The sequence below is a fragment of the Sphingomonas sp. SP6 genome, from assembly GCF_058313435.1.
The window spans coordinates 389,457-415,372 of sequence record NZ_JBZFLG010000001.1 but is presented as its reverse complement, the minus strand read 5'-3'; the positions used below and the strand labels follow the sequence as shown (position 1 = coordinate 415,372).

23 protein-coding genes are annotated in these 25,916 nt (G+C 69.7%); 13 read left to right on the top strand and 10 right to left on the bottom strand.

All coding sequences use genetic code 11. The annotated features are described in order from the left end of the window. The first annotated feature begins 37 nt into the window (after window positions 1-37). The 6 genes from AC4GYY_RS01955 to AC4GYY_RS01930 all read left to right on the top strand — a co-directional run bounded on the left by AC4GYY_RS01955 (window position 38) and on the right by AC4GYY_RS01930 (window position 7,760). On the top strand, window positions 38-610 hold the full coding sequence (locus AC4GYY_RS01955) for a TetR/AcrR family transcriptional regulator (protein WP_491118306.1): 573 nt from the start codon (window positions 38-40) through the stop codon (window positions 608-610). Continuing rightward, entirely contained in the window at window positions 607-1,566 is a 960-nt protein-coding gene (locus AC4GYY_RS01950) for an NADPH:quinone oxidoreductase family protein (protein WP_491118304.1), read from the top strand. The genes AC4GYY_RS01955 and AC4GYY_RS01950 overlap by 4 nt, the downstream gene beginning before the upstream one ends. 72 nt (window positions 1,567-1,638) lie before the next feature. Beyond that, window positions 1,639-3,246 (top strand): choline dehydrogenase, encoded by a 1,608-nt coding sequence (locus tag AC4GYY_RS01945; RefSeq protein ID WP_491118302.1) that lies wholly within the window; start codon window positions 1,639-1,641, stop codon window positions 3,244-3,246. 81 nt (window positions 3,247-3,327) lie between these two features. After that, entirely contained in the window at window positions 3,328-5,793 is a 2,466-nt protein-coding gene (locus tag AC4GYY_RS01940) for a penicillin-binding protein 1A (RefSeq protein ID WP_491118300.1), read from the top strand. A 117-nt stretch (window positions 5,794-5,910) separates the two neighbouring features. After that, complete coding sequence (gene prfB, locus AC4GYY_RS01935; RefSeq protein ID WP_491118298.1) at window positions 5,911-7,038, top strand: peptide chain release factor 2; 1,128 nt, start codon at window positions 5,911-5,913, stop codon at window positions 7,036-7,038. Continuing rightward, window positions 7,035-7,760, top strand: coding sequence for a class I SAM-dependent methyltransferase (locus AC4GYY_RS01930; RefSeq protein WP_491118296.1), 726 nt, complete (start codon window positions 7,035-7,037; stop codon window positions 7,758-7,760). Before prfB ends, AC4GYY_RS01930 begins: the two co-directional genes overlap by 4 nt. Here AC4GYY_RS01930 and AC4GYY_RS01925 read toward each other — a convergent pair. The 3 genes from AC4GYY_RS01925 to AC4GYY_RS01915 all read right to left on the bottom strand — a co-directional run bounded on the left by AC4GYY_RS01925 (window position 7,732) and on the right by AC4GYY_RS01915 (window position 10,303). Further along, window positions 7,732-8,190 (bottom strand): hypothetical protein, encoded by a 459-nt coding sequence (locus AC4GYY_RS01925; RefSeq protein WP_491118294.1) that lies wholly within the window; start codon window positions 8,188-8,190, stop codon window positions 7,732-7,734. The two genes, AC4GYY_RS01930 and AC4GYY_RS01925, sit on opposite strands and share 29 nt — an antisense overlap. A 189-nt stretch (window positions 8,191-8,379) precedes the next feature. Then, window positions 8,380-9,273, bottom strand: a complete 894-nt coding sequence (locus AC4GYY_RS01920) for a calcium-binding protein (protein WP_491118292.1) — start codon at window positions 9,271-9,273, stop codon at window positions 8,380-8,382. A 124-nt stretch (window positions 9,274-9,397) separates the two neighbouring features. Next, on the bottom strand, window positions 9,398-10,303 hold the full coding sequence (locus AC4GYY_RS01915; protein WP_491118290.1) for an N-acetylmuramoyl-L-alanine amidase family protein: 906 nt from the start codon (window positions 10,301-10,303) through the stop codon (window positions 9,398-9,400). A 459-nt stretch (window positions 10,304-10,762) separates the two neighbouring features. Here AC4GYY_RS01915 and AC4GYY_RS01910 point away from each other — a divergent pair, with 459 nt between their 5' ends. From AC4GYY_RS01910 to AC4GYY_RS01900, 3 genes are all read left to right on the top strand, one after another. After that, entirely contained in the window at window positions 10,763-13,501 is a 2,739-nt protein-coding gene (locus AC4GYY_RS01910) for an Rne/Rng family ribonuclease (RefSeq protein ID WP_491118288.1), read from the top strand. Between the two features lie 69 nt (window positions 13,502-13,570). Further along, window positions 13,571-14,947 carry a M48 family metalloprotease gene (locus AC4GYY_RS01905; protein ID WP_491118286.1) on the top strand — a complete coding sequence of 459 codons (1,377 nt, stop codon included), beginning with the start codon at window positions 13,571-13,573 and terminating at the stop codon, window positions 14,945-14,947. Further along, entirely contained in the window at window positions 14,944-15,657 is a 714-nt protein-coding gene (locus AC4GYY_RS01900; RefSeq protein WP_491118284.1) for a DsbA family protein, read from the top strand. The genes AC4GYY_RS01905 and AC4GYY_RS01900 overlap by 4 nt, the downstream gene beginning before the upstream one ends. Before the next feature lie 7 nt (window positions 15,658-15,664). On the opposite strand, the gene AC4GYY_RS01895 is transcribed toward AC4GYY_RS01900, so the two are convergent. The 3 genes from AC4GYY_RS01895 to AC4GYY_RS01885 are packed head-to-tail and all read right to left on the bottom strand — an operon-like array spanning window position 15,665 to window position 18,753. Then, the gene (locus AC4GYY_RS01895; protein WP_491118282.1) at window positions 15,665-16,735 is read right to left on the bottom strand and encodes a zinc-binding dehydrogenase; all 1,071 of its coding nucleotides are present in this window, start codon (window positions 16,733-16,735) and stop codon (window positions 15,665-15,667) included. A gap of 9 nt (window positions 16,736-16,744) precedes the next feature. Beyond that, window positions 16,745-17,536: a glutathione S-transferase family protein gene (locus AC4GYY_RS01890; RefSeq protein WP_491119271.1), complete on the bottom strand. Its 792-nt coding sequence runs from the start codon at window positions 17,534-17,536 to the stop codon at window positions 16,745-16,747. 2 nt (window positions 17,537-17,538) lie between these two features. Further along, on the bottom strand, window positions 17,539-18,753 hold the full coding sequence (locus AC4GYY_RS01885; protein ID WP_491118280.1) for an LLM class flavin-dependent oxidoreductase: 1,215 nt from the start codon (window positions 18,751-18,753) through the stop codon (window positions 17,539-17,541). 126 nt (window positions 18,754-18,879) lie between these two features. On the opposite strand from AC4GYY_RS01885, the gene AC4GYY_RS01880 reads away from it, so the two are divergent. Next, window positions 18,880-19,818, top strand: coding sequence for an ABC transporter ATP-binding protein (locus AC4GYY_RS01880; protein ID WP_491118278.1), 939 nt, complete (start codon window positions 18,880-18,882; stop codon window positions 19,816-19,818). Continuing rightward, window positions 19,815-20,576, top strand: a complete 762-nt coding sequence (locus AC4GYY_RS01875; protein ID WP_491118276.1) for an ABC transporter permease — start codon at window positions 19,815-19,817, stop codon at window positions 20,574-20,576. Before AC4GYY_RS01880 ends, AC4GYY_RS01875 begins: the two co-directional genes overlap by 4 nt. Here the strand turns inward: AC4GYY_RS01875 and AC4GYY_RS01870 are convergent. Beyond that, window positions 20,548-20,940: a DoxX family protein gene (locus AC4GYY_RS01870; protein WP_491118274.1), complete on the bottom strand. Its 393-nt coding sequence runs from the start codon at window positions 20,938-20,940 to the stop codon at window positions 20,548-20,550. The two genes, AC4GYY_RS01875 and AC4GYY_RS01870, sit on opposite strands and share 29 nt — an antisense overlap. A 41-nt stretch (window positions 20,941-20,981) precedes the next feature. On the opposite strand from AC4GYY_RS01870, the gene AC4GYY_RS01865 reads away from it, so the two are divergent. After that, window positions 20,982-21,965, top strand: coding sequence for an aspartate carbamoyltransferase catalytic subunit (locus AC4GYY_RS01865; protein ID WP_491118272.1), 984 nt, complete (start codon window positions 20,982-20,984; stop codon window positions 21,963-21,965). Continuing rightward, window positions 21,962-23,248 (top strand): dihydroorotase, encoded by a 1,287-nt coding sequence (locus AC4GYY_RS01860; RefSeq protein WP_491118270.1) that lies wholly within the window; start codon window positions 21,962-21,964, stop codon window positions 23,246-23,248. The genes AC4GYY_RS01865 and AC4GYY_RS01860 overlap by 4 nt, the downstream gene beginning before the upstream one ends. A 1-nt stretch (window position 23,249) precedes the next feature. Here the strand turns inward: AC4GYY_RS01860 and AC4GYY_RS01855 are convergent, their stop codons facing one another. Genes AC4GYY_RS01855 through AC4GYY_RS01845 form a run of 3 tightly spaced genes read right to left on the bottom strand, consistent with a single transcriptional unit; the run spans window position 23,250 to window position 25,806 of the window. After that, window positions 23,250-24,638, bottom strand: a complete 1,389-nt coding sequence (locus AC4GYY_RS01855; RefSeq protein ID WP_491118268.1) for an SPOR domain-containing protein — start codon at window positions 24,636-24,638, stop codon at window positions 23,250-23,252. Between the two features lie 2 nt (window positions 24,639-24,640). After that, complete coding sequence (locus AC4GYY_RS01850) at window positions 24,641-25,090, bottom strand: hypothetical protein (RefSeq protein WP_491118266.1); 450 nt, start codon at window positions 25,088-25,090, stop codon at window positions 24,641-24,643. Beyond that, the gene (locus tag AC4GYY_RS01845; protein WP_491118264.1) at window positions 25,087-25,806 is read right to left on the bottom strand and encodes an AAA family ATPase; all 720 of its coding nucleotides are present in this window, start codon (window positions 25,804-25,806) and stop codon (window positions 25,087-25,089) included. Before AC4GYY_RS01845 ends, AC4GYY_RS01850 begins: the two co-directional genes overlap by 4 nt. Window positions 25,807-25,916: the final 110 nt, after the last annotated feature.

Below are 25,916 nucleotides of genomic sequence, written 5' to 3'. Positions count from 1 at the left end.
CCGCATTTCCGGCATAACCTTCGTTATGGTGCCTCGGATGTCAAGCGTTCAGCCTCTTCCCCTCACGCCGCAGCGCGCGCCGGACCTGACGCCCATCGACTGGCTGGAGGCAGGTCAGTCGCTGCTCCGCCGCGGCGGGTTGAAGGGCTTGAAGCTCCGCCCGCTGGCGGACGAACTCCGCGTGTCGACCGGCAGCTTCTATCATCATTTCAGCGACTTCGACGACTATCAGGGAAAGCTCGCCAGCTATTTCGCCGAGCCGGCGCTGACCGGGATGATCGAATCGCTCAAACGCGCGACGCCCGATCCGGTCGACCGCATCCGGCTGCTCGGCCAGGTCGTTCGGCGGCGCGGGCTGTCGCGGCTGGGGATCGCGATGCGGGCCTGGGCGGAGAGCGACCCACGCGCGCGGGTCGCGGTCGAACGGCACGACGACGAGCTGCTGCGCTTCATCGGCGACTGCCTGGAGGAGACCGGCTTCACCCGGCACGAGGCCGATGTCCGGGCCTATGCGCTGATGATGCTCGGTCACGGCAAGATCCACGCGCCGCACCTCGACATGGAGTTGCTGTTCGAGGAGCTTCTCCGGATTCTGGCGACGCGCCCGTGAAGGCGCTCCAGGTCACCGCCTTGTCGAACGACCTGTCCGGCACGGGACTGGTCGACCTGCCCGAGCCGGACGCGACCGCCGGCCGGGTTCTGGTCCGGGTGAAGGCCGCCGCGCTCAACTTCCCCGACCTGTTGATGACCAAGGGCGAATATCAGCTCAAGCCGCCCCTCCCCTTCGTCCCCGGCATGGAGATTGCGGGTGAGGTGATCGCGGGAGAGGGGTTCGCGCCCGGCGAGCGGGTGGTCGCCGGAACGCGGGTCGGCGGCTTCGCGGAGATCGTCTCGGTCCCGGTCGAGGCGGCACGACGCATCCCCGAGCATCTGTCGTTCGCCGAGGCCGCGGGCGTCGGGGCGGCGTATCTGACCGCCTATGTCGCCCTCGTGCGGCTGGCGCAGGTGCAGCCGGGCGAGTGGGTGCTGGTCCACGGCGCGACCGGCGGCGTGGGGCTTGCGGCGGTCGATCTCGCCAGGGCGCTCGGCTGCCGCGTCATCGCCACCTCGCGATCCGAGGAGAAGCTGCGTGTCGTCGCCCAGGCCTACGGTGTCGATGCCACCCTTCCGGCATCCGGCTTTCGTGACGCGGTCAAGGACCTGACCGGCGGCGGCGCGGACGTCATTTTCGATCCGGTCGGCGGCGACGTGTTCGACGAATCGGTGCGCGCGATCGCGTTCGGCGGGCGACTGCTGGTGGTCGGCTTCACCAGCGGGCGGATCGCGACCGTCTCGACCAACATGCCGCTGATCAAGGGCTTCTCGGTCGTCGGCGTCCGCGCCGGCGAATACGGACGCCAGTTTCCCGAACGCGGGCGCGAGAACCAGGACGCGATCTGGCGGCTCGCCGCGGAGGGCAGGATCAGGCCGCGGGTCGATCGCGAGTATCCGCTCGCGGACTGGCGCGAGGCGTTCGAGGCGATGCGCGACAGCCGGATGGTGGGAAAGCTCGTGCTGGTGCCATAGGAGACGTGCTCCCGCTTTGGCGGGAGGAAGACGGCTCGGAGGCTCCGAGAAGGGCCAGAAGCGGAGAGAGAGATGCCAGGCTACGATTACGTGATCATCGGCGGTGGCTCGGCCGGCTGCACGCTCGCCGCGCGGCTGTCGGAAGATCCCGCCGCCAGCGTCTGTCTGCTCGAGGCGGGCGGCCCCAATACCGAGATGCTGGTGCGGATGCCGGCGGGGGTCGGCACGCTCCTCAAGCAGAAGTCCAAGCACAATTGGGGCTTCTGGACCGAAGCCGAGCCGCACCTCGACAACCGCAAGCTTTGGTGGCCACGCGGCCGCGGGCTGGGCGGATCGTCGGCGATCAACGGCATGGTCTATACCCGCGGGCATCCGCAGGATTACGACGAATGGCGGCAGATGGGGCTCTCCGGTTGGAGCTTCGACGACGTCCTCCCTTATTTCCGTCGGCTCGAACGTCATCACCGGCGCCACGATCTTCATGGTAGCGAGGGTCCTCTCCACATCTCCCGAGGCGAGAGCGACAGCCCGTTCCACGACGCCCTGATCGAGGCTGGACGGCAGGCGGGTTATCCGATCACCCCCGATTTTAACGGCGAGGAGCAGGAGGGGTTCGGCCGCTACGACCTGACGATCAGCGACGGCAAGCGCTGGTCGACCGCGGCCGCCTACCTGCGACCCGCGCTCGAGCGGAGCAACCTCACCGTGATCACCGGCGCGCGCACCACGCGCGTCATCGTCGAGCGCGGGCGCGTCGTCGCGGTGGAATATGCGGTCGGCAAGCAGCGCCAGCGGGTCGATGTGGCGGGCGAGGCGCTGCTCTCGGCGGGGGCGGTCCAGTCGCCGCACATCCTCCAGCTCTCGGGCATCGGCGCGCCCGATCGGCTGCGCAAGGCCGGGGTCACGCCGGTCCACGACCTGCCCGGCGTCGGCGAGAACCTCCAGGACCACCTCGACATCATCATGTCGTGGCGCTGTCAGGGGCTCACCACCGCCTATTCGGCGACCAAGGGGCTTCGCCAGATCAAGGTCGGTCTCCAATATCTCTTCAAGGGCACCGGCATGGGCCGGCAGCAATTCCTAGAGTCCGGCGCGTTCGTCCGATCGCGCGAGGGGCTGTCGCGCCCCGACGTGCAGATCCACGGCGTCCTCGCGATCATGAAGGATCACGGCAAGGAGCGCGTGAAGGAGGACGGCTTCTCCTTCCACCTCTGCCAGCTCCGGCCGGAGAGCCGCGGCCGGATCGGGCTCAAGTCCGCCGATCCGTTCGCCGACCCCGCGATCTTCGCCAATTACCTGGCGAGCGAAGTCGATCGGCGGGTCCTGCGCGAGTGCGTGAAGATCGGGCGCGACGTCGCCTCGCAGGCAGCGCTCGATCCGTATCGCGGCGACGAATATTTCCCTGGCAAGGAGGTGCAGACCGACGCCGAGATCGACGCCTGGGTCCGCCGCACCGCCGAGACGATCTACCATCCGGTCGGCACGTGCAAGATGGGGACCGCGGGCGACGCCATGGCCGTGGTCGACGAACGGCTGCGGGTCCGCGGTCTCGCCGGGCTGCGCGTGATCGACGCCTCGGTGATGCCGACCCTCGTCGGCTCGAACACCAACGCGCCCACCATCATGATCGCGGAGAAGGCGGCGGACCTGATCCGCGAGACGGTGGCGGTGGCGGCTTGATCTCGCCGTCACCCCCGCTAACGTGGGGGTGACGGCGGCGCTTCCCCCCGGCCTCCAACCTGCTAAACGCCGCTCACTCGTATGGCGTTGTCCCTCCCCAACCTCCGCCCGCTCCTCCGCGCACGCTGGGTCAAGGTGCTCGGCATCCTCGCCGGCCTGGGGATGCTCGCGCTCGGCGGACTGTACCTGTTCGTCGCGCGCGACCTGCCCTCGGTCGACCAGCTGCGCACGTACGAGCCGCCGCTGCCGACCAACATCCGTGGCGGCGACGGCAATCCGATCGGCTCCTACGCGCGCGAGCGGCGGGTCGAGCTGAGCTACGCCGAATACCCGCCGCTCCTGGTCCGGGCGTTCCTGGCGGCGGAGGACAAGACCTTCTTCGAGCATCACGGCGTCGACTTCCCCGGCCTGGCCGGCGCGGTCGTGGACTATGCGTCGAAGCTCGGGACCGGCCGGCGCGCCAAGGGCGGGTCGACCATCACGCAACAGGTCGCCAAGAACCTGCTGATCGGCAACGAATATTCGCCGACCCGCAAGATGAAGGAGGCGATCCTCGCCTATAAGATCGAGGATGCGCTGACGAAGCCGCAGATTCTGGAACTCTACCTCAACCAGATCTTCCTCGGCCGCAACGCCTATGGGGTCGAGGCGGCGGGGCACGCCTATTTCGACAAGGAGCTTGATCAGCTCAGCCTCGCCCAAATGGCCTATCTGGCGATCCTGCCCAAGGGCCCGGCCAATTACGATCCGTTCCGCGCGACCGACCGCGCGCTCGAGCGGCGCAACTGGGTGCTGGGGGAAATGCTGCGGAACGGCTTCATCACCGCCGCCCAGCATAGCGAGGCGGTGGCGGAGCCGCTCGGCGCGATCGGGCGCCGTCCGCCCAAGTTCCAGCCGGTCGGCGGCTATTTCGTCGAGGAGGTCCGCCGCCAGCTGATCGGCAAGTTCGGCGAGAGCGCGCGCGACGGGCCGTACAGCGTCTATTCGGGCGGCCTCTGGGTCCGCACCTCGCTGGATCCGCGCATCCAGGACTATGCGCAGACCGCGCTCCGGCAGGGCCTGCTCCGCTTCGACGGCGGTCGCAGCTGGTCCGGGCCGCTGCGCCACCTCGAGGTCGCGGGCGACGGATGGCAGGGGGCGCTGATCGGCACGAACATCAACCTCGACTATCTCGACTGGCGCGCCGCGGTGGCGATCGCACGTGACGGCAACAGCTGGCGGATCGGCTTCGCCAACGGCCAGACCGGCGAGCTGCCGAGCTGGGCAGCGCAGATGCCCGCGCGCGGCACCGCCACCCCCGCCTATGCGGCGATCAAGCCCGGCGACGTCCTCGCGGTCGCTCCGTCCGGCGGGCAGTGGGCGCTCCGCTCGATCCCGCGCATCTCGGGCGGGTTCGTCGTCGAGGAGCCGGAGACGGGCCGCGTGCTGGCGATGCAGGGCGGCTTCGATGCGACCGTCCAGTCGTTCAACCGCGCCACCCAGGCCGAGCGCCAGCCCGGATCGACGATCAAGCCCATCGTCTATTCGGCGGCTCTCGAGCACGGGATGACTCCGGCGTCGATCATCGTCGACGGCCCGTTCTGCGTCTATCAGGGCGCGCGGCTCGGCCAGAAGTGCTTCCGCAACTTCGGCAATTCGCGCGGCGCCGGCCTGCACACGATGCGCTGGGGGATCGAGCAGTCGCGCAACCTGATGACGGTCCGCGCTGCCGCCCAGACGGGCATGGTCAACGTCGTCAAGCTGATGAAGGCGATGCAGGTCGGCGACTATGCGCCCTATCTCGCCTATGCGCTCGGCGCCGGCGAGACGACGGTCGCGAAGATGGTCAACGCCTATTCTGTCCTGGCCAACCAGGGCCGGTGGCACGATCCCAGCCTGATCGACTTCGTTCAGGATCGTCACGGCAAGGTGATCTGGCCCGAGAACTGGCGCGCGTGCGACGGGTGCAACGCGAAGGACTGGACCGGCGGCGCGATGCCGCGCCCGGCGATCCGCGGCAAGCAGGTGGTCGACGCGATGACCGCGTTCCAGATGGTCCACATCACCGAAGGCGTGATCCAGCGCGGTACCGCGACGGTGCTGCGCGACCTGGGCCGGCCGATGTTCGGCAAGACCGGCACCAATTCCGGCCCGACCGACGTGTGGTTCATCGGCGGCACCCCGCAGATGGTCGGCGGGCTCTACATGGGGCACGACAGTCCGAAGAGCCTGGGCGGCGCGGCGCAGGGCGGCACCCTGGCGGCGCCGATCTTCAAGACCTTCGCGGTCAAGGCGTACGAAGGTCTCGAGCCCCTGCCCTTCCGTGCGCCGGCAGGCATCCGCATGGTCCGCATCGATCGCGCCAGCGGGCGCCCGGTTTTCGGGGCCTGGCCCACCGGTGACGATCCCAAGCCGGCGGTGATCTGGGAGGCGTTCAAGCCCGAGACCGAGGCGCGCCGCGGGCGTCGCCTGCCCCAGCCCACGCCCAGCGCGACCGCGTCCGCCAAGCCGAAGGCGGCAGCGCCCGTCGACAGCGACTTCTTGCAGAGGCAGGGCGGCATCTACTAAGTCCCTGCGCCACGCACTTTCCCGTCATCCCCGCGGACCGGGGATCCATTCCCCCAACGGCAGCGAGAATGGATCCCCGCGGTTCGTGGGGACGGCGACGACCCTGGAGTAAGTATCATGCGCGCCGAAGCGCAGGCTCATGTCGACGAGATCAACGAGGCCTTGGCGCTGCTCCGCCGCTTCCTCGACTGGGACCGCGCGCTCCGCCGGCTCGACGAGCTCAACGCGCGCGTCGAGGACCAGGCGCTGTGGAACGATCCCAAAGCGGCGCAAGAGGTGATGCGCGAGCGCCGCCGCCTCGACGAGGCGATCACCGCTACGCGCGCGATCGAGCGCGAGCTGTCCGACACGGTCGAGCTGATCGAGATGGCCGAGGCCGAGGGCGACGCCGAGATGGAGACCGAAGCGGTCGCCAGCCTCGCCGAGCTGTCCAGGCGTGCGCAGCAGGACAAGGTCAAGGCGCTGCTCGCGGGTGAGGCCGACGCCAACGACACCTATATCGAGGTGAATGCCGGCGCGGGCGGCACCGAGAGCCAGGACTGGGCCGGGATGCTCAGCCGGATGTATTCGCGCTGGGCGGAGCGCCACGGGCTCAAGGTCGAGCTGATCGACCAGCATTCGGGCGAGCAGGCCGGGATCAAGTCCGCGACGCTCCTGCTCAAGGGCGAGAACGCCTATGGCTACGCCAAGACCGAGAGCGGCGTTCACCGCCTCGTCCGGATCAGCCCCTACGACAGCGCCGCGCGGCGGCACACGTCGTTCGCCAGCGTCTGGGTCTATCCGGTCGTCGACGAGAATATCGACGTCAGCTACAACGAGAGCGACCTGCGCATCGACACCTACCGCGCATCGGGCGCGGGCGGGCAGCACATCAACACGACCGATTCGGCGGTGCGCATCACCCATCTGCCGACCGGCATCGTCGTCCAGTGCCAGAACCAGCGCTCGCAGCACAAGAACAAGGCCGAGGCGTACAACCAGCTTCGCGCCCGCCTCTACGAGCGCGAACTGTCGATCCGCGAGCAGGCGGCGAACGCCGAGAACGCGACCAAGACCGACATCGGCTGGGGTCACCAGATCCGCAGCTACGTCCTCCAGCCGTACCAACTGGTGAAGGACCTGCGCACCGGCGTCACCTCGACCGCGCCCGGCGACGTGCTCGACGGCGACCTCGACGCCTTCATGGCGGCCGCGTTGTCGCAGCGGGTGACCGGCGAGGCGGTCGAGGTGGAGGACGTGGATTGACGCCTCGCCTCGCCCTGGTTCCGCTCGGCGCGCTTCTGCTCGGCGCGTGCGACGGGTCCAAGCCCCTGCTTAAGCCGCAGACCGAGACGCCGGGTCCCTTCCCCGCCCCCGATCGCCCGGTCGCCCGGATCGTGTCGTCGCGCTGGTCGAACGAGGAAGCGCGCGACCGCATGAACGAGGCAGGGACCGTGATGGCGCGGGCGAGGATCGCCAAGGGCATGACCGTCGCCGACATCGGCGCGGGCGAGGGCTATTATACGATCCGCCTCGCGCAGAAGGTGGGCGACAAGGGGCGGGTCCTGGCCGAGGATATCGTCCCCGGGGTCCGCGACGCGCTCGCTGACCGGGTGGCGCGGCAGCGGTTGGCGAACGTCAGCGTCAAGCTCGGAACGCCGGCCGACCCCAGCCTTCCGCCCGCGAGCTTCGACCGCGTCCTGATGGTCCACATGTATCACGAGATCGCGCAGCCATACGAATTCCTCTGGAACCTGCGTCCCGCGCTCAAGCCGGACGGGCTGGTGGTGGTGGTCGACGCCGACCGCGCGACCCGCGACCACGGCACCCCGCCCGCGCTGCTCCGCTGCGAGTTCGCAGCCGTCGGCTATGTCGAGGTCGATCGACAGGACATGCCCTCGGCCGGCGGCTATCTCGCGACGTTCCGCGCGCAGGGGCCGCGGCCCAAACCGGCGGCGATCAAGGGATGCGCGATCCGGGCCGGCTAGGCGCAAGCAGCGCCGCTCGCGCAAGGTCCTTCGGCCGCCCGAAGCAGCGGAGCAGCGCCGCCAGTTCCTCGCGCGATGGAACTGGTACACCCGCAATCCACTCGCGCGTCGCGAGCCGGATCGCCCGACCGCGAACGGTCAAACCCGCCATGACTTCGACCGGCAGCGCCGTCCCGCCCGCCCGCCCGAACACCGCCGAGCGGAACACTGGGTCGGCGCCCGCGCACGGCCGCTCGCCGTCGAGCGCCTTGAGCGCCGCTCGCGCATCCGCCTCGTCGGCGCAAAGCACGTCAACGTCCGCCATCGACGTCTGCGCGCCGTGGAGCACCACGGCGGCCGAGCCGATGATCCACCACGGCCCCCGCGCCGGCCTCATCACCGCGCCGAGTTCGTGCAGCGTTGCGGCCAATCGTTCGGGCACATCGGTCATCGCGGGACGTAGCGGACCCAGAGCACCCAGGCGATCTTCGCCGCCTTGGGTCCGGCTTGCCCACGATCGTGACGGCGGCATCACGCTAGATCGTCCGGATTCCACCGCCGGTTCGACCCGCCAGCGCGCGGAGGAACCGATCGGACGGCCATCCCTGCCGACGCGCAGGGATGGCCGTCCGCCTGTTCGTTACACCAGAACGCCGTGCACCGCCTGCAGGTGCAGATGCTCGGGCGCATGAGCCAGCCCGACCACCGCCGCATCCGCGCCGAACGCCGATGCGGTCGGCGCGCTCGTCACCACATCCGTCGCGTCGAGGACGGTCGTGGTATTGACGTTGAGCACACCGTCGATCCGGCCGTTCCCATCGGTGTCGAACTGCAGGACATTGAGGGTGTCCGAGACGACCTGGACGCGCACCTCGGCCGCTCCCGTCGCGCCGAACGCCGCTTCGCCGATGAAGGCGATCGTCTGCTGACCTTCGGTCTTCACGCTCGCATCGAAGCCGGACAGGTCGATTTTGTCGCCGTCCTTGTGGCTGAAGTCCGTGATGAGTTCCTGTCCGCCGAAGATGTCGTGGCGCTCGCGATAGACGAAGGTGTCCGAACCGAAACCGCCGGTCAGCGTGTCGGTGCCGAAACCGCCGACGAGAACGTCGTAGCCAACACCGCCGATCAGGACGTCGTCGCCGCCGCGCCCATAGAGCGTGTCGGCGCCGGCCTGGCCGTTGAGCGTGTCATTGTTCGCACTGCCGAGAAGCAGGTCGTCACCAACGAAGATGCGCGCCACCAGGCTCTCGGGCGTGTATTCGGAGAGGTCACGCCCCGCCAGCCATGTCGCAATGCCCTGGTCGCCGATCGGGCCGGTGATCTGCCCTTCCGCCACGAAGCCGTAGTCGCCGTTGGCGAGCAAGGTCGTGTGCCCGAAGTACAGCGTGTTGCCACGGTAGCTGTACAAAGTCGCGCTCGCGAGGTCGGAACTGGTGTAGAAATCGTCACCGTTCGACTCGATGCGGGTCGTCACATCGGCATAGTTCGACAGATCGAAGCCCGACGTGGTGTCGGAAACCTTCAGCATAACCATCGCGCAATCTCCCCATGCGCCGTCGGCGCACCCCTTGCACCGACTCGCGCATTCGTCGGATCGCTAGCGCATCGTCACGCGCTGCGCCAGCGGAGATGCCGAAAATGGAGAGATGCGGATCGGACTAGCGCATCGCCAGCCGCTGCGCCATCCGGCGCGCGAAGAAGACATCGACGGCGCGGCTGACGCTCTGCGCGATCCGGCTTCGACCATCGCGGCTGTCCAGGAAGGTCGCGTCCCGCGGGTTCGAGATATAGCCGGTCTCGAACAGCACGCTCGGCATGTCGGGGGCTTTCAGCACCATCAGCGATGCCATGCGATGGAAGTTCGTCTTCGTCGGCATCAGCGACGGCGCCTCGCGCCCGAGCAGTCGGGCAAAGCCCGCCGATTGATTCATCGTCTCGCGCTGGGTGAGGTCGATCAGGATGGAGGACACGTCCGCCGCCTCGTCCAGGTTCACTCCCGCGATCACGTCCGCCTTGTTCTCGCGCGCCGCGAGCCGGGCGGACTCCTTGTCGGAGGCGACTTCGGAGAGCGTGTACACCGATGCCCCCGTCGCGTCCTCCGACCCCACGCTGTCGCAGTGGATCGAGATGAACAGGTCGCCGCGCAGCCGCCGCGCCACGCCGAACCGCTCGCGCAGCACCAGATACCGGTCGTCGTCGCGGGTCAGCGCGACCCGCACCTTGCCGCCGGCGAGCAGGGTGTCGCGGATCGCCTTGGCGATCCTGAGCGTCACGTCCTTCTCGCGCAGTCCCGTCTCCGGATTGATCGCGCCCGGATCGACCCCGCCGTGCCCGGCGTCGATCACCACCAGCGGTCGGTCGGCGTCGCCCTGCACCCGCGGCAGCGACACGCGCTTCGCTGCCGGAACGGGGATCGAGAGCGCGTATCGCGCGCGCGGCTGGGTCAGCCCCACCGTCGTCGCGAACCCCGGCGAAGCGGGAATGAGCGCGATCAGCAGGGCGGCCAGCAGCGACACCCCTCGCCCCTGCCGCGCCTTCGCGCCGCGCGTCCAGTCAAAAGCCATATACGCGAGCCCTGTACCGTCTGCCCGGCGGCTTAGCCGCGGCGCCTTGAACGGCGGTTGGCGAATCCGGTTAACGCCGCATTGGGCGCGTTTTTGCCGGGACGGCGGCAAAACACCGCCGGTTGCTGACGGGCCTGGGCGGTGCTACCTCATGCCGTTGACCGCATCCGGCGCGAGGGGGCTCGCACCGTTCGCGGGCCATTCCGTCCTTCCGGCCCGCCGGTCGGGCGATCACCAGGTTGACGTCCGCAATGCCGTTTTCTCTCCTTCCCTCGACTCCGACGGCCGCAGCCGCAGGGTTCGCGGGCGAGACTGCCGAGGGCGGACCGCCCCGGCGCGGCGTGCGGACGAAGGCACTTTCGCAAACACCGCGCAGCGCTGGAGCCGAGGCTCCGCTGCGCCCCCATCGCCGCGCGCGGACGACGCCTTCGGGCACCCCGCGCGCGTGGAGACATATCAATGACCACGCGCATGCTGATCGACGCACGCCACCGGGAGGAGACCCGGGTCGCCGTCGTCAAGGGTAACCGGATCGAGGAATTCGACTTCGAGAGCGCCGAGCGCAAGCAGCTCAAGGGCAACATCTACCTCGCCAAGGTGACGCGGGTCGAACCGTCGCTCCAGGCGGCGTTCGTCGATTACGGCGGCAACCGCCACGGCTTCCTCGCCTTCTCGGAAATCCATCCGGACTATTATCAGATTCCGAAGGAGGATCGCGAGGCGCTGCTCCGCGAGGAGGCCGAGCACGCCGCCGAGGAAGCGGCGCTGCGCGCCCAGCAGGACGACGAGGACGATCTCGACGGCGCCGACGACGACGAGGAGGCGATCGAGCGCTTCGAGGACGAGGGCGGCGAGAACCCGGACGTCGAGCGCGACCGGGAAGGGCACGGCGACGATGAGGACGACGACCACGCCGGCGACGAGGAGCGCCCGCGCGCGGGCAAATCGACCGTCAACAGCGACGAGGTCGAGGCACTCCGCCAGCGCCGGATGAACCTGCGCCGCCGTTACAAGATCCAGGACGTGATCCGCAGGCGCCAGGTGCTGCTGGTCCAGGTCGTCAAGGAGGAGCGCGGCAACAAGGGCGCGGCGCTGACCACCTATCTGTCGCTCGCGGGCCGCTACTGCGTGCTGATGCCCAACACCTCGCACGGCGGCGGCATCTCGCGGAAGATCAGCAATGCGGGCGATCGCAAGCGGCTGAAGTCGATCATGGCGGAGCTCCAGCTGCCGCCGTCGATGGGGTGCATCGTCCGCACCGCCGGGCTTCAGCGGACCAAGACCGAGATCAAGAGGGACTTCGACTATCTCGCCCGGCTGTGGGACGGGATCCGGGACAACACGCTCACCTCCTCCGCGCCCGCGCTGATCTACGCCGACAGCGACCTCATGAAGCGCGCGATCCGCGACATCTACAACAAGGACATCGACGAGGTGATCGTCGAGGGCGAGGACGGGTACCGGCAGGCCAAGGACTTCATGCGCCTGCTGATGCCCAGCCACGCGAAGAAGGTCCGGCACTATTCGGATCCGATCCCGCTCTATCAGCGCGCCGGCGTCGAGGAACAGCTGTCGGCGATGTACCATCCGGTCGTCCAGCTGAAGTCGGGCGGCTATCTGGTCATTAACCCGACCGAGGCCCTCGTCTCGATCGACATCAACTCCGGCCGCTCCACCCGCGAACACAATATTGAGCAGACCGCGACCGCGACCAACCTTGAGGCGGCCAAGGAGATCGCGCGCCAGCTCCGCCTGCGCGACATGGCGGGCCTCGTCGTCATCGACTTCATCGACATGGATCATTCGTCCAACGTCCGGAAGGTCGAGAAGGCGATGAAGGACGCGCTCAAGGACGATCGCGCGCGCATCCAGGTCGGCCGGATCAGCTCGTTCGGCCTCATGGAGATGAGCCGCCAGCGGCTGCGCACCGGAGTGCTCGAGGCCTCGACCCGCCAATGTCCGCATTGCGAGGGCACCGGTCTGGTCCGCACCGCCGCGTCTTCGGGCCTGTCGGCGCTGCGGATGATCGAGGACGAGGCAGCCCGTGGCCGCGGCTCGCTCCTCACGCTGCGGGCGTCGCAGGAAGCGGCCTTCTACGTGCTCAACCGCAAGCGCGCCGATATCGCCGAGATCGAAGACCGCTACGGCGTTCAGGTTGAGGTGCTGCCCGACGGCGAGAACGAGGGCGCACGGATGAGCGTCGAGGCATCGGGTCCGCCCCCCGCCTATGCGCCGAAGTTCGAGCCGATCGTCGAAGAGGTCGAGGACGACATCCCCGAGGAGATCGACGAGGAGGAGATCGAGGAAACCGTCGCCGAGGACGAGACCGAGGCGCAGCCCCGTGCGTCCGAGCCGCGCGAGGACGGCGCGCCCCGCAAGCGTCGCCGTCGCCGCGGTCGCCGCGGCCGCTCCGGCGATCGCGAGGAGCAGGCGACAGACGCCGAGTTCGAGGGTGAGGCTCAGACGGTCGGCAACGACGCCGACGACGCCGAGGCCGGACCTGCCGAGCCGGACGAAGCCGCTGCGGCCGAGCCGTCGGGCGGTGGCCGGCGACGCCGGAGCCGCCGCCGCCGTGGCGGTCGTCGCGACGAGGCTTCCCTTGCCGATCCGGCGGAGACGGACGGCGAATCCCATGTCGGGTCGATGAGCGAGGACGCTCCGCCGGCGGAAACGCCCGCGGGGATCGAGTTCGCCGGCGAGGCGCCGGTCGATCCGATCGATGCGGTCGCGGCCGAGCCCCAGGCGGGCGCGGAAGAGGCGCCGGCGCCGAAGCGCTCGCGGCGCAGGTCGACCAAGGCGACGGAGACCCCCGCCGCCGAGCCGACCGATGCCGCTTCGGCCGAGGTCGAGGCCGAAGCTCCGAAGCCGAAGCGCTCGCGCAGCCGCAAGGCTGCGGTCGAGCCCGACGCCGAGGGTGCGTCCGCTCCGGTCGCGGAAGCGCCGATGGTCGACACGCCGATCTCGGAAGAGGCCAAGCCCAAGCGGTCGCGCAGCCGCAAGAAGGCCGAGCCCGCCGCCGAGACGCCGGTCGAGCCGGCCCCGGCGGACCCGAGTGCGGAGACCGAAACCGTGGCGGCCGACCCCGCCCCGGCCGTCGAAGACGGAGAGCCGAGCGCGGCTCCCGAGGCGAGCAACGACACCGACCCCGGCGGCGCCTCGCCGCGCCGCGGTTGGTGGCAGCGGACCTTCGGCGCCTGACGGCGCGCGCCGGGCTTCACCCGCGGTTCACCCGAACCGCGCGAGAAGCCCGGCGGTGCGGCTGACGAAATGATGCGGATTGGCTCCAAACGGCCGTGGCGGACTGCGGTCGCGGCGATCGGCGCGCTGCTCGTCACGGCGCAGCCCGCTGCCGCGCAATCGATCCTGCGCGACGCCGAGACCGAAGCGCTCCTGAACGACATGTCGGCGCCGCTGATCGCCGCGGCGGGGCTGCGCCCGAAGGACGTCCAGATCGCGCTGATCAACGACGATTCGATCAACGCCTTCGTCGCCGGCGGGCAGACCGTCTACGTCAACTCCGGCACGCTTCAGGCCGCCAAGTCGGCGAACGAGGTCCAGGGTGTGATCGCGCACGAACTGGGACACATCAGCGGCGGTCACGTCGCGCTGGCGGGGCGCGGGTTCGAGCGGCCGATGGCGATCACGTTGCTGTCGCTCGTCGTCGGTGTCGCTGCGATGGCGGCCGGCGCGGGCGAGGCGGGCGCGGGCCTGCTCGGGCTCGGTCAGCAAGCGGCGACACTGGATTACCTGACCTTCTCGCGCCAGCAGGAATCCTCCGCCGATGCCGCGGGCGCGCGCTACCTCACCACCGCCGGGGTCACCGGCAAGGGGTATCTCACCTTCTTCAAAAGCATCCAGGCGCTCGAGTTCCGCTATGGGATCAAGCGCAAGGACGAGTTCATGCTCGATCACCCGGTGACGATCGAGCGCATCGCCAATCTGACCGAATCGCTGGAAGCCTCGCCCGCCTGGAACAAGCCGCTTGATCCCAAGCTGGAGGAGCGGTTCCGCCGCGCCAAGGCGAAGCTCGACGGCTATCTTCTCGATCCGCCGCAGGTGCTTCAGAAGTATCCGGAAAGCGATCAGACGGTCTATGCGCATTACGCGCGCGCCTATGCCTATCACCGCGGCGGCTATCCCGAAAAGGCGAACGCCGAGGCCGACGCGCTGGTCCGCGCCGACCCGGCCGATCCCTATTTCCATGAGATCAAGGGCCAGATCCTCCTGGAGGCGGGCAAGCCGAAGGAAGCGCTCGCGCCGCTCCGCCGCGCCGTCATCGATTCCGGCTACAACCCGCTGATCGCCACCACCTTCGGTCACGCCCTGCTCGCGACCGAGGACAAGGCGAACTATCCGGAGGCGATCAAGGTCCTGAAGGTCGCGGTCGCGCGCGACGACGAGAACCCCTTCGGCTGGCTCCAGCTCGGCACCGCCTATGAGATAACCGGGGACGAGGCGCATGCGATGCTCGCCACCGCCGAACGCGCCAGCATGACCGGCGACACCCGCACCGCCGTCCGCTCAGCGCGCTACGCGATGGCCGGGCTGCCGCAGAACAGCGCCGACTGGCTCCGCGCGCAGGATATCGCGATGACGGGCCAGAACGACATCGACGACAATCCGAAGAAGTACAAGAAGCGATGAGCCGGCTGCTGCTGGTCATACTGGTGCTGATCGGCGCGGTGTTCGGCGGCGGCGGCGTCTGGCTCGCCGAGCGCGTGGCCCCGGGCGAGCTCGCCCCGGCGGACGAGGCCCGGATCGGCCGCGCGGTGCGCGACTACATCCTCGCCAATCCCGAGGTGCTGCCCGAGGCGATGCAGCGGCTTCGCGACAAGGACACGGCGAAGCAGCTCGTCGGTCTGCGACGTGACATCGAGACGCCGGTGGGGAGCGCCTGGGCGGGCAACCCCAAGGGTGACGTCACCGTCGTCGAATATTACGATTACAATTGCGGGTATTGCCGCGCGATCCTGCCGACGGTCGACCAGCTGATCCGCGACGACCCGAACGTCCGTGTCGTCTATAGAGAGTATCCGGTTCTCGCAGAGACGAGCGCAAGCGCCGCGCGCGCCTCGCTCCGGGCGGCCGAGCAGGGCAACTTCGCGCGCTTCCACCAGGCGCTCTACGCCGGCGGGCCGGTCAGCGACGCCTCGATCGCCGCCGCCGCTAAGGCCGCGGACGTCGATCTCACCAGGCCGCTCCAGGCGACGAACGAGATCAACCGCAATCTGGCCGTCGGCCAGCAGCTCCAGATCGCCGGCACGCCCGGCTGGATCATCGGCGACCGCGTGCTGACCGGCGCGCTTCCGCTCGATCGGCTGAAAGAGGCCGTCGCGGCGGCGCGGGCGCGCTGATCCGGCCTTACGGCCGCACCATCACCTTGCACTCGCGCTCCGGATCGCCGAGCGCCTCGAAGGCGGCGGCGACGCCGTCCAGCGGCACCGTCGAGGTGACGAGCGGACGCACGTCGATCACCCCGCGCGCGATCCGGTCGAGCGTGCCGGCGAACTCCTCGGGCGTGTAGCCGAGCACGAACTGGAGATCGATCTGCTTGGTGATGCACAGGAACGGCTCGATCCGGTCGGTCGCCATGCAGACGCCCGCGACCAGGATCTGCGCGGCCAGCGGCACGGCCTCGATCAGCGATTGCAGCACGCCCGGCACGCCGACGCACTCGAACACGACCGCCCGCTTGCCGGTCTGCCCGGACATCTGAACCACCGCCTGCTCGGCGCGGCTGCGCGGCACGCCGAGGTCCGACCAGCGCGCGTGCGGCGACTCCTTCGTCGGATCGACAACGATGTCCGCTCCCACCCGCTCGGCAATGGCGCGGCGCGCGGGCGAGAAATCGGCGGCGATCACCGGCCCCAACCCGCGCGCCTTGAGCGCCGCGATCACGGCGAGGCCGACCGGGCCGCAGCCGACCACCAGATTGACGGTGTCCGCGGCGGCGCGGCTCATCGCGACCGCGTGCTCGCCGACCGCGAACGGCTCGGTCAGCGCCGCCTGCGCATCCGAGAGGTCGCCCGGCACCTCGAACAGCAAGGCTTCGGTCAGCACCATCGCCTCGCCGAAGCCACCCGGGAAACGGTTTGAGTAACCGATCGTCTCGAACCCCGCCGGGCCGGCCGCGACCGGCAGCGAGACGACGCGCGTCCCGGCCTTGAACCGGCGCGGCGTGTTCGGGCCGACATCGACCAGCTCGGCGACGAACTCGTGCCCGAAGACGATGTCCTGGGTCAGATCGACCGTCATCGGCTCGCCCGCGCGGCGCGACAGCTCGGCCATCGTCTCCATCGAATGGACCGCGTGGAGATCGGAACCGCAGATGCCGCAGCACAGCGTCCGCGCCAGCACCTGCCCCTCGCCCGGCGTCGGTTCGGCGACGCTGTCGAGCACCAGCGCCTTGTCGCGTCTCACCACCGCCCGCATCGGGTCCTCCTATCGCCAGTCGGGCGTGAAGCGGATGTTGTCCTTGGCGAGGCCCTCCGCGACGATGTCCAGCCCGCCCGCCTTCACCATCCATTCGAGGCGGTGATCGCGATACTCGCGCTTGAACAGCCCCTGTTCGAGCAGCGTCGCCACGTCGGCCATCCCGCCCTCGCGGGCGATCGCTGCGGCCTCTGCATTCGTGGCGGCGACGCTCGGCCGCGCATTGGCGCGCGCAAGCCAATCGCCGAGCGCGGATCCCGCCGCCGGCGCGAACCCATGGCCTGCCGACCCGTTCACGTAAGGAACCACGGAGAGGTCGGCCCAGCCGAAGCGATCGCCGCCGAACCATTCGGCCTTGCCCAGCTCGCGTTCGAGCCACGCATGGAAGCCCGCGATCTGCGCACCCGCGTCCGCGCGCATCGTGACGGCGCGCTCGCCGACCGCGCGACCGAACCACGTCAGTTCGGACAAGCCCCAGTTGACCGCTTCCAGATGGGTGTCGACCACCTCCTCGATCGTCCGCGCCCGCGCCCGCCCCGCGGGGTCGGATGGGAGCAGCGGCGGCTCGGGCCAGCGATCCTCGACATATTCTAGGATGATCGTGGAATCGAACACGGTCGTCGCGCCATCCACCAGCGCGGGAACCTCGGCGCGCGGGTTGGCGCGGACGAACTCGCCCGCCGCGCCGCCGACGCCGATCCCACCCGGCATCGCCGTCTCGAACGCCACGCCCTTCTCGCGCAGCGCGATCTTCACCTTCTGCGCATAGGGAGAGAGCGGGTGGTCCCAGACGAGCAACATGCTCACTCCGCCGCGTCCTTCGCCTTGTCGAGCCCCATCGCCGCCAGGATCTCGGGGCGGATGTCGTCCGTCCCCTTGTTGGCGATATGCTGCGCGACCCGCGCGCCGACCGCCGCCTGCGCCTGGCCGATGAAGATCTTGCGGTTGTCCGCCGCCCAGCGCAGGCTGGTCTCGCGGTTCACCGACAGGTCCTGGAAGTGCGGCATGACGTGGCGCGCGATCAGTTCATAGCTCTTCTGCTTGTGGTCCCACTCGGCCCAGTTCGCATCCATCACCAGGAAGGCGCCGAACCCGCCCGACTGCTCCTGAAGTCGCTCGATCTGGCGGATCGCGTCGTCGGGGGTGCCGATCACCGCCATGCCGCTGTCGACCAGCGCGTCGACGGGATCGCTGCCGTCGGTCGGCGCGAGCGGCAGCGCCGCGACCTCGCGGAAATAGTAGAGCCAGTCCTCCAGCCCGTAGCGGACCTGAGCGCGCGCCGCCTCGCGCGTCTCGGCGACGTGCATCGGCCCGACCAGCCGCCAGCCGTTGCGATCCATTGTGCCGCCGGCATCCGCCGCCGCGCCCTCGGCGATCGCCCAGTTCGACGCGAGCGCGTTGAACCCGCCGGCCTGCGTCGCGCCGATCGAGAGCAGCCCGACGCCGTGGCGGCCCGCCGCCAGCGCCCCGGTCGGCGACACCTGGCTCGCCACCGCGATCTCGACGGAGGGCCGAGTATAAGGCAGCATCTGTAGCCGAGCCTCGTTGCACTCGAACCAGTCTGTCGTCTTCGTCACCGTCTCGCCGCGCAGCAGCGGGACGATGACGTCGAGCGCCTCGTCCATCCGGTCGCGCTGCTTGGCGACCGGAATCCCCATCATGAAGGCGTCGGAGGGAAGCGCCCCGGGCCCGACCCCGAACATCACCCGCCCGCGGGTCATGTGATCGAGCTGGTTGATTCGATCGGCCAGCATGAAGGGATGGTGGTACGGCAGCGACGACACGCCCGTCCCCAGCCGGATGTGCCGCGTCCGCTGCGCGGCGGCGGCGATGAAGAGTTCGGGGCTGGCGATCAGCTCGTAGCCCGCCGAATGATGCTCGCCGATCCACGCCTCGTCATAGCCGAGCCGGTCCATGTGTTCGACGAGCAGCATGTCGCGCTCGATCGCCTCGGTCGGGTTTTCCTTGAGCGGGTGAAAAGGCGCGATGAACGCGCCGAACCTCAGCTTCCTCGCCATTCAACCCTCCACGGAGCCTGTCTAAGTCAGACTACTTAGATGCGCGGACTTGTCAAAGGCCCAGATGCCGGTGGTTGCGCGCCTTCGCTCCCCTCCCCACCTGCCCGCGCTATCCGAGGGGAATCCATGCCAGACCCGATCCTCGCCGTATCCGGCGTGTCCAAGACCTATGCCGGCGGCGTCACCGCGCTCCACGCCGTCGACCTCACCATCGAGCGCGGCGAGATCTTCGCGCTGCTCGGCCCCAACGGCGCAGGTAAATCGACGCTCATCAACATCGTCTGCGGGGTGGTGACGCCCTCGACCGGCACGATCACCGTGGCGGGGCACGACGCGCTTCGCGACTTCAAGGCGGCGCGGATGAAGGTCGGGCTCGTGCCGCAGGAGCTGAACGTCGACATGTTCGAGACCGTGCTCGCCACCGTCACCTTCAGCCGGCGCCTGTTCGGCCGCTCGGGCCACGCCGCCTATATCGAGGAGGTGCTGCGCGACCTGTCGCTGTGGGACAAGCGCCACGCCAAGATCATGGAATTGTCGGGCGGCATGAAGCGCCGGGTGCTGATCGCCAAGGCGCTGAGCCACGAGCCCGACCTCCTGTTCCTCGACGAGCCCACCGCCGGAGTCGACGTCGAGCTGCGCCGCGACATGTGGAAGCTGGTCCACAAGCTGCGCGACAAGGGCACCACCATCGTCCTCACCACCCATTATATCGAGGAGGCCGAGGAGATGGCCGATCGCGTCGGCGTCATCACCGGCGGTCGGCTGCTGCTCGTCGAGGAGAAGACGGCATTGATGCGCAAGCTCGGCAAGCGCGAGCTCGACCTGGCGCTGGTCGATCCGCTGGACGCGATCCCAGAGGGGCTGGAGGAGTGGCACGTCCAGCTCGCGAATGAAGGCAAGACGCTGCGCTATACCTTCGACGCCAACGAGGAACGCACCGGCATCCCGTCACTGCTGCGCAAGCTCGCCGACCTCGGCATCGCGTTCAAGGACCTCGAGACCTCGAAGTCGAGCCTGGAGGACATCTTCGTCGGCCTCATCGATGAAGGGAGGGCCGCAGCATGAACACCCACGGCGTCTGGGCGATCTATCGCTTCGAGATGGCGCGCGCGCTGCGCACCCTGTGGCAGAGCCTCGTCACCCCGGTGCTCACCACCAGCCTCTATTTCATCGTCTTCGGCGGCGCGATCGGCAGCAAGATGCAGACCGTCGGCGGGGTCGGCTACGGCAGCTTCATCGTGCCCGGCCTCATCATGCTGTCGCTGCTCACCCAGAGCATCGCCAACGCCTCGATCGGCATCTACTTCCCCAAGTTCACCGGCACGATCTACGAGCTGCTCTCGGCCCCGGTCAGCGCGATGGAGATGGTGCTCGGCTACGTCGGCGCGGCGGCGACCAAGTCGGTCGTGCTGGGCCTCATCATCCTCGCGACCTCCGCCTTGTTCGTCCCGCTCCGGGTCGATCACCCCGCCGCGATGATCGCGTTCCTGCTGCTGACGGCGGTGACGTTCAGCCTGTTCGGCTTCATCATCGGCGTGTGGGCGAAGGGATTCGAGCAGCTGAACTTCGTGCCCGCGCTGCTGATCACGCCACTCACCTTCCTCGGCGGCTGCTTCTACTCGATCGACATGCTGCCGCAGCCGTGGCGGACGGCGAGCCTGTTCAATCCGGTGGTCTACCTCGTCAGCGGCTTCCGCTGGAGCTTCTTCGGCCAGGGCGACGTCAGCATCGGAGTGAGCCTGGGCGTGACCTTCGCCTTCATGATCGCCTGCCTCGCGGTGATCGCATGGATCTTCAAGTCGGGTTGGCGACTGAAGAACTGAGGCGGCTGGCCCACAGCGCCCACCAGATCAACAGCGGCTGCGCAAGCAGCCGCGGCGCGTGGTAGGCGATGGGCAGCCCGGTCCCGCTCGACAGATCGAGGATCGCGTGCTGTACGTTCGCCGGCCATACGCACAGCGCATAGAGCGCGAGCATCCGGCCCGCGAGCCGCCGCCAGCGCGGCAGGCACAGCCCGGCCGCCCCGAACAGTTCGCAGACCCCGGTCGCCAGCACGACGGCGTGCGGATACGGCACCCACGCCGGCACGATCCGGACCATCGCCGCCGTGACGAGCAGATGCGCCATCCCCGCCACCGCATAGAAGGCGGCGAGCAGCGCGAGGCCGATCCGCTGTCCCGGACTCATGCTTGCCACCCTGCTGCGGCATCGCTAACCGCTGGCCTTCGATGCCCGTCTCCGATCACCGCCCCGCCGCCATGATCCCGGGCGGCGCGGTGTTCCCGCACCGGCACCTGCTGGGCATCGAGGGACTTCAGCCGCACGAGATCACCTTCCTGCTCGACGAGGCGGAGCGCTGGATCGACGCGCGCCCCGGCGAGCCGGAGAAGTGTCTCGCCGGCCTCACCCAGATCAACGCCTTCTTCGAGAATTCCACCCGCACCCTCCTCTCGTTCGAGATCGCGGGCAAGCGCCTGGGCGCCGACGTCGTCAACATGCACGCCGCACAGTCGAGCGTGAAGAAGGGCGAGACGCTGATCGACACCGCGATGACGCTCAACGCCATGCGCGCCGACGTCATCGTAATCCGCCACATGGCGTCGGGGGCCGTGGCGCTGATCGCCGACAAGGTCGACTGCCCCGTCCTCAACGCCGGCGACGGCCGCCACGAGCACCCGACCCAGGCGCTGCTCGACGCGCTGACGATCCGGCGGCGGCGCGGCAGCATCGCCGGGCAACGGGTCGTGATCTGCGGCGACGTGCTCCACAGCCGGGTCGCGCGGTCGAACATCCTGTCGCTGGCGTCGCTCGCCGCCGAGGTCCGGGTCTGCGCGCCCTCGACGCTGACGCCGGCCGCGATCGACGAACTCGGGGTCGCCGCCTTCACCGATTTCGACACCGCGCTCGACGGCGCGGACGTGGTGATGATGTTGCGCGTCCAGAACGAGCGGATGGCGGGCGCCTACATCCCCTCCCCGCGCGAGTTCCACCTCCGCTACGGGCTCACCCCCGAGCGGCTCGCGTTGGCCAAGCCCGACGCGCTGGTGATGCACCCCGGCCCGATGAACCGCGGGGTCGAGATCGACTCGAGCGTCGCCGACCACCCGACCCGATCCGCGATCACCGAACAGGTCGCGATGGGCGTCGCGGTGCGGATGGCGTGCCTCGACGTGCTGACCCGTCGCGCCCGCGGTGTCGAGGGCTGGGCGTGACCCCCGCCGCGCTCCGTTTCGTCAACGCCCGCGTCCTCGGCGGCGCGCGCGAATTGTGCGTCCGCGACGGCGTCATCGTCGACCCGACCCGGCTCGAACCTCCGTTCGCTCCGAGCGAAATCGAGGAACCGACTCCGACCAACGGTGTCTCGACTTCGCTCGACACGAACGGGGGCGGTGACGGCGACACGATCGATTGCCGCGGCAAGCTCCTCGCCCCCGCCCTGTTCGACATCGGCGTCGCCGCGATCGACCGCGACGCCTTCCGGGCCGGCGGGGTCGTCCGCGTCGGGCTGATGCCGGATCAGACCCCAGTGCTCGACGAACCCGGCATCGTCCAACGTTCGGCGCTGATCGGCCGCCCGGACCTGTGGATCCACCCGATCGCCGCCGCCACCCAGGGGCTGAAGGGCGAGGAACTCGGCGAATTCGCCTTCTGCGCCTCCGCGGGTGCGCTCGCGATCGGCACCGGGCGCGGCTGGATCGCCGACGCCGGGGTGATGCGCCGCGTGCTGCTCTACGCGCGCGACCTCGGCCTGCCGGTGATCGCGCATGCCGAGGACGCCGGGCTGGTGGCCGACGCGGTCGCCACCGACGGCGCGACCGCCGCTCGGCTCGGACTCGCCAGCGCTCCTGCGATCGCCGAGGCGCTGGCGGTGTCGCGCGACCTGTTGCTTGCGGAGGAAACGGGCGCGCGGCTGCACTTCCGGCAACTCACCACCGCCCGCGCGTTCGATCTCGTCCGCGCCGCCAAGGCGCGCGGCGTCGCCGTCACCTGCGGCATCACCCCGGCGCACCTGCTGCTGTCGGACATCGCGGTCAGCGACTTCCGCACCTTCGCCCGCCTCTCGCCGCCCCTGCGCAGCGAGGCGGATCGCCGGGCGTCGCTCGGAGCGCTCGCCGACGGGACGATCGACGTGCTCTGCTCCGGCCACGATCCGCGCGGCCCCGAGGAGAAACGCCTCCCCTTCGCCGACGCCGCGCCCGGCGCCGCAGGGGCGCAGACACTGCTCGCGCTGGGGCTCGGGCTCGTCCGCGACGGGACGATCACGCTCGACCGGCTGTTCGAGCTGGTCGCCCTCAATCCGGGGCGGCTCTTCGGGATTGACACCGGTCGGCTGACGCCGGGCTCCCCTGCCGATCTGATCCTGGTCGACGAGGACGCACCCTGGCAGATCGCCGCCGACCGCCTTCCGGGCCGCGCCGGCAACACGCCGTTCGACGGATTGCCGGTGCAGGGGAAGGTTCTGCGGGTCTGGAAGGGCGGCCGCGAGCTCGGCTAGGTCAGCGCGCGGCGACCTGCACGCCCGCGCCGCGGACGCGGGCGGCGGTCCGCACCGTCGCCGGCTTCACCCACTGCGCGATCTGATCGCCGGCGCCGGTCCGCACGAAGCACGACCCGCCCTTCGCGCGGATCCCGCGGCAGAGCGTCACCGCATCGCCGCGCGCGAAGCCGCCGACCGACAGCCGGTAGAATGCGCCGCCGCCCGCCTTGAACGCCATCCCCGCCGGCGTGTGCGTCGCGAGTGCGGCATAGCGCCGCGTGGCGCGCCGCCACGCATCCCGCGCGACGCCCGCATTGTCGTAAGCGCCGAGCTGGACGAACCAATTGCCCTTGGCCGGAGCCGCCGCGACGGTCGTAGCGACCGGGGCTTTGAACGCGCCCTTGGCCACGATCAGCCGCGCGGGTCTGGCGCGAGCGGTGGTCGCGGGAAGCGCCTGGACGACCTCCTGGCGCGCGGCGAAGACGACCTGCGGCGCGATGCCCGGCGCAAGGACGGCAGCCTGCGCCACCTCGACCGCAGGCGCTGCCGGTGCCGCTTCCGCATCCGACGGGGCGACCGCGACCGCGACCGGGGCGGGTATCGGGTCGGGTAGGGCCGTCGGCTCGGTGACCGGAGTCGCCGCCGCGATCGCGACCGGCGCATCGCCCGCGGGCGCCGCGAGCGCGAGCGCCACCGGCTGACCGCGATCCTCGACCGGGGTCACGCCCAGCAGGGACGCGACCTGATCGGCGGGGCTCCTGGGCTTGGCGAAGTCGATCCACTGCATGATCCGCGCGTTCGCCTCGTCCGGCGTCACGTCCGCGCTGACCACCGTGCGCGCGTCGCTCCACCGCCCCGCAAGCGCGAGCGCCAGCGCCAGGTTCTGGCGCGTGCGCGCATCGGCCTCGGGCGCGCGCGCCGCCACCATCAGCAGCTCGACGCCGCCCGCCGGATCGCCGGCCAGCGCCAGCGCCAGCCCGCGGTCGCGCGCCGGGATCGCAGCGGCGTGATCGGTCAGCGTCGCCCGCGCCAGGTCCATGTGCCCTTGCGCGATCTGCGTCAGCGCAAGGTTGAGCGCGGCCTTGCCGACGGCCGCCCCCGCCTCGCCCGAAAGCGTCAGCACGTCCGCGAACGCCTGGCCCGCGGAGACGAAGCGACCCGCCCTGAGATAGCTTTGCCCCAGCAACATGCGATAGCCCGCGTCGCGCGGGGCCAGGGTGACGGCAGTCTCCGCAAAGCCGACCGCATGGCCCGCGTCGTTCTTGGCGAGCGCCTTGGAAGCCTTGCCCGCCACGGTCGCCGCCTCACCGGCGGCGTTACGCTCTCCGGCGAGCGTCATGCCCCCGGCCGCGAACGCGCCCAACAGCAACGCAGTCGCCCCAATGCCTGCCAGCGTATGCGTCTTCATGGTCAATCCCCCACCGATCGGTCCGTCGCGCGCGATGCGCTTGCCGCGAGCGGTTCGAGCTCCGGCATGGTCTTCAGAAATTGATCGAGCGCCTCGGTCACCAGCCTTTGCGCCGAGACCCCGCGGCTCGCCGAGGCAAGCCGGAGGCGCATGCGCCGATCCGGATCGAGGCGCAGCGTGAACGCGGCGCGCGGCTTGCCCGCCGACGCGCACGGCGCGAGCGTCGCAGTGTCGGTCGGCGCGAGCGCCTCGGCGAGCTCCTCGCGCTGCGCCAGGACCGCCGGCATTGGCGCGCCGTCCGGTGCGGGCGGTTCGCCCATGTCGTTCCAGCCGAGCGGGTCGCCCGCCTGCGTCGGCGACATCTGCCGCCGCATCGCCGGACGCGCCTGCCCCTTGCGCGCGAGCAGGCCCGACGAGAGCGAGGCGATCGGCTTCGGGGCGGCGCTGATCATGCGACCACCCGACGGCCGAAGTTGCTCGCCTGCGGCCGCGCCGCGGCCAGCTTGTTCGCGCCCGCGCCGGGCGCTGAGAAGACGGTACGCCGGAAGTTCTTCTCCAGCCGGTCCGAGACGTAGCTCCAGAGCGCGGCGACCTCCTGCGCGGAGCGTCCGTCCGGATCGACCTCCATCACCGTGCGCCCGTCGATCATCGACGCGGCGAAGTCGGTGCGCTGGTGGACGGTGATCGGGGCGACGGTGCCGTGCTGCGAGAGCGCGATCGCCGCCTCGGTGGTGATCCGCGCCTTCGGGGTCGCGGCGTTGACGACGAAGATCAGCGGCTTGCCGGCGCGCTCGCACAGATCGACCGTCGCCCCGACGGCGCGCAGGTCGTGCGGGCTGGGTCGGGTGGGAATCACGATCAGCTCGGCGACCTGGATGACGCTCAGGATCGCCATGGTGATCGCCGGCGGCGTGTCGATCACCGCCAGCTTGAATCCCTGTTGGCGCAGCACTTCCAGATCGGCGGCGAGCCGCGACACTGTGGTCTGCGCGAAGGCAGGATAATCGTCTTGGCGCTCGTTCCACCAATCGGAGAGCGAGCCTTGCGGGTCGATGTCGATGAGCACGACCGGCCCCGATCCGGCGAGTTGCGCCTGCACCGCCACGTGGCCGGACAGCGTGGTTTTCCCCGACCCGCCTTTCTGCGACGCCATCGCCAGAACCCGCATTTGCCCCGCCACCCCGATTGATCCGGGAGCGAAATGGCATAGGACCCACCAACGACCGGTTAACGCGCTCTGGCGAGATGCCGCGAAGTGGGGCATGAACCCGCCGGAAA

Coding starts and splice junctions, on each gene's coding strand:
- AC4GYY_RS01885 (WP_491118280.1), bottom strand. CDS start 18,753: ATGGCGAGGAAGCTGAGGTTCGGCGCGTTCATCGCGCCTTTTCACCCG.
- AC4GYY_RS01920 (WP_491118292.1), bottom strand. CDS start 9,273: ATGGTTATGCTGAAGGTTTCCGACACCACGTCGGGCTTCGATCTGTCG.
- prfB (WP_491118298.1), top strand. CDS start 5,911: ATGCGCGCCGAAGCGCAGGCTCATGTCGACGAGATCAACGAGGCCTTG.
- AC4GYY_RS01845 (WP_491118264.1), bottom strand. CDS start 25,806: ATGCGGGTTCTGGCGATGGCGTCGCAGAAAGGCGGGTCGGGGAAAACC.
- AC4GYY_RS01940 (WP_491118300.1), top strand. CDS start 3,328: ATGGCGTTGTCCCTCCCCAACCTCCGCCCGCTCCTCCGCGCACGCTGG.
- AC4GYY_RS01915 (WP_491118290.1), bottom strand. CDS start 10,303: ATGGCTTTTGACTGGACGCGCGGCGCGAAGGCGCGGCAGGGGCGAGGG.
- AC4GYY_RS01880 (WP_491118278.1), top strand. CDS start 18,880: ATGCCAGACCCGATCCTCGCCGTATCCGGCGTGTCCAAGACCTATGCC.
- AC4GYY_RS01865 (WP_491118272.1), top strand. CDS start 20,982: ATGCCCGTCTCCGATCACCGCCCCGCCGCCATGATCCCGGGCGGCGCG.
- AC4GYY_RS01905 (WP_491118286.1), top strand. CDS start 13,571: ATGATGCGGATTGGCTCCAAACGGCCGTGGCGGACTGCGGTCGCGGCG.
- AC4GYY_RS01850 (WP_491118266.1), bottom strand. CDS start 25,090: ATGATCAGCGCCGCCCCGAAGCCGATCGCCTCGCTCTCGTCGGGCCTG.
- AC4GYY_RS01875 (WP_491118276.1), top strand. CDS start 19,815: ATGAACACCCACGGCGTCTGGGCGATCTATCGCTTCGAGATGGCGCGC.
- AC4GYY_RS01870 (WP_491118274.1), bottom strand. CDS start 20,940: ATGAGTCCGGGACAGCGGATCGGCCTCGCGCTGCTCGCCGCCTTCTAT.
- AC4GYY_RS01925 (WP_491118294.1), bottom strand. CDS start 8,190: ATGACCGATGTGCCCGAACGATTGGCCGCAACGCTGCACGAACTCGGC.
- AC4GYY_RS01900 (WP_491118284.1), top strand. CDS start 14,944: ATGAGCCGGCTGCTGCTGGTCATACTGGTGCTGATCGGCGCGGTGTTC.
- AC4GYY_RS01945 (WP_491118302.1), top strand. CDS start 1,639: ATGCCAGGCTACGATTACGTGATCATCGGCGGTGGCTCGGCCGGCTGC.
- AC4GYY_RS01910 (WP_491118288.1), top strand. CDS start 10,763: ATGACCACGCGCATGCTGATCGACGCACGCCACCGGGAGGAGACCCGG.
- AC4GYY_RS01955 (WP_491118306.1), top strand. CDS start 38: ATGTCAAGCGTTCAGCCTCTTCCCCTCACGCCGCAGCGCGCGCCGGAC.
- AC4GYY_RS01855 (WP_491118268.1), bottom strand. CDS start 24,638: ATGAAGACGCATACGCTGGCAGGCATTGGGGCGACTGCGTTGCTGTTG.
- AC4GYY_RS01890 (WP_491119271.1), bottom strand. CDS start 17,536: ATGTTGCTCGTCTGGGACCACCCGCTCTCTCCCTATGCGCAGAAGGTG.
- AC4GYY_RS01895 (WP_491118282.1), bottom strand. CDS start 16,735: ATGCGGGCGGTGGTGAGACGCGACAAGGCGCTGGTGCTCGACAGCGTC.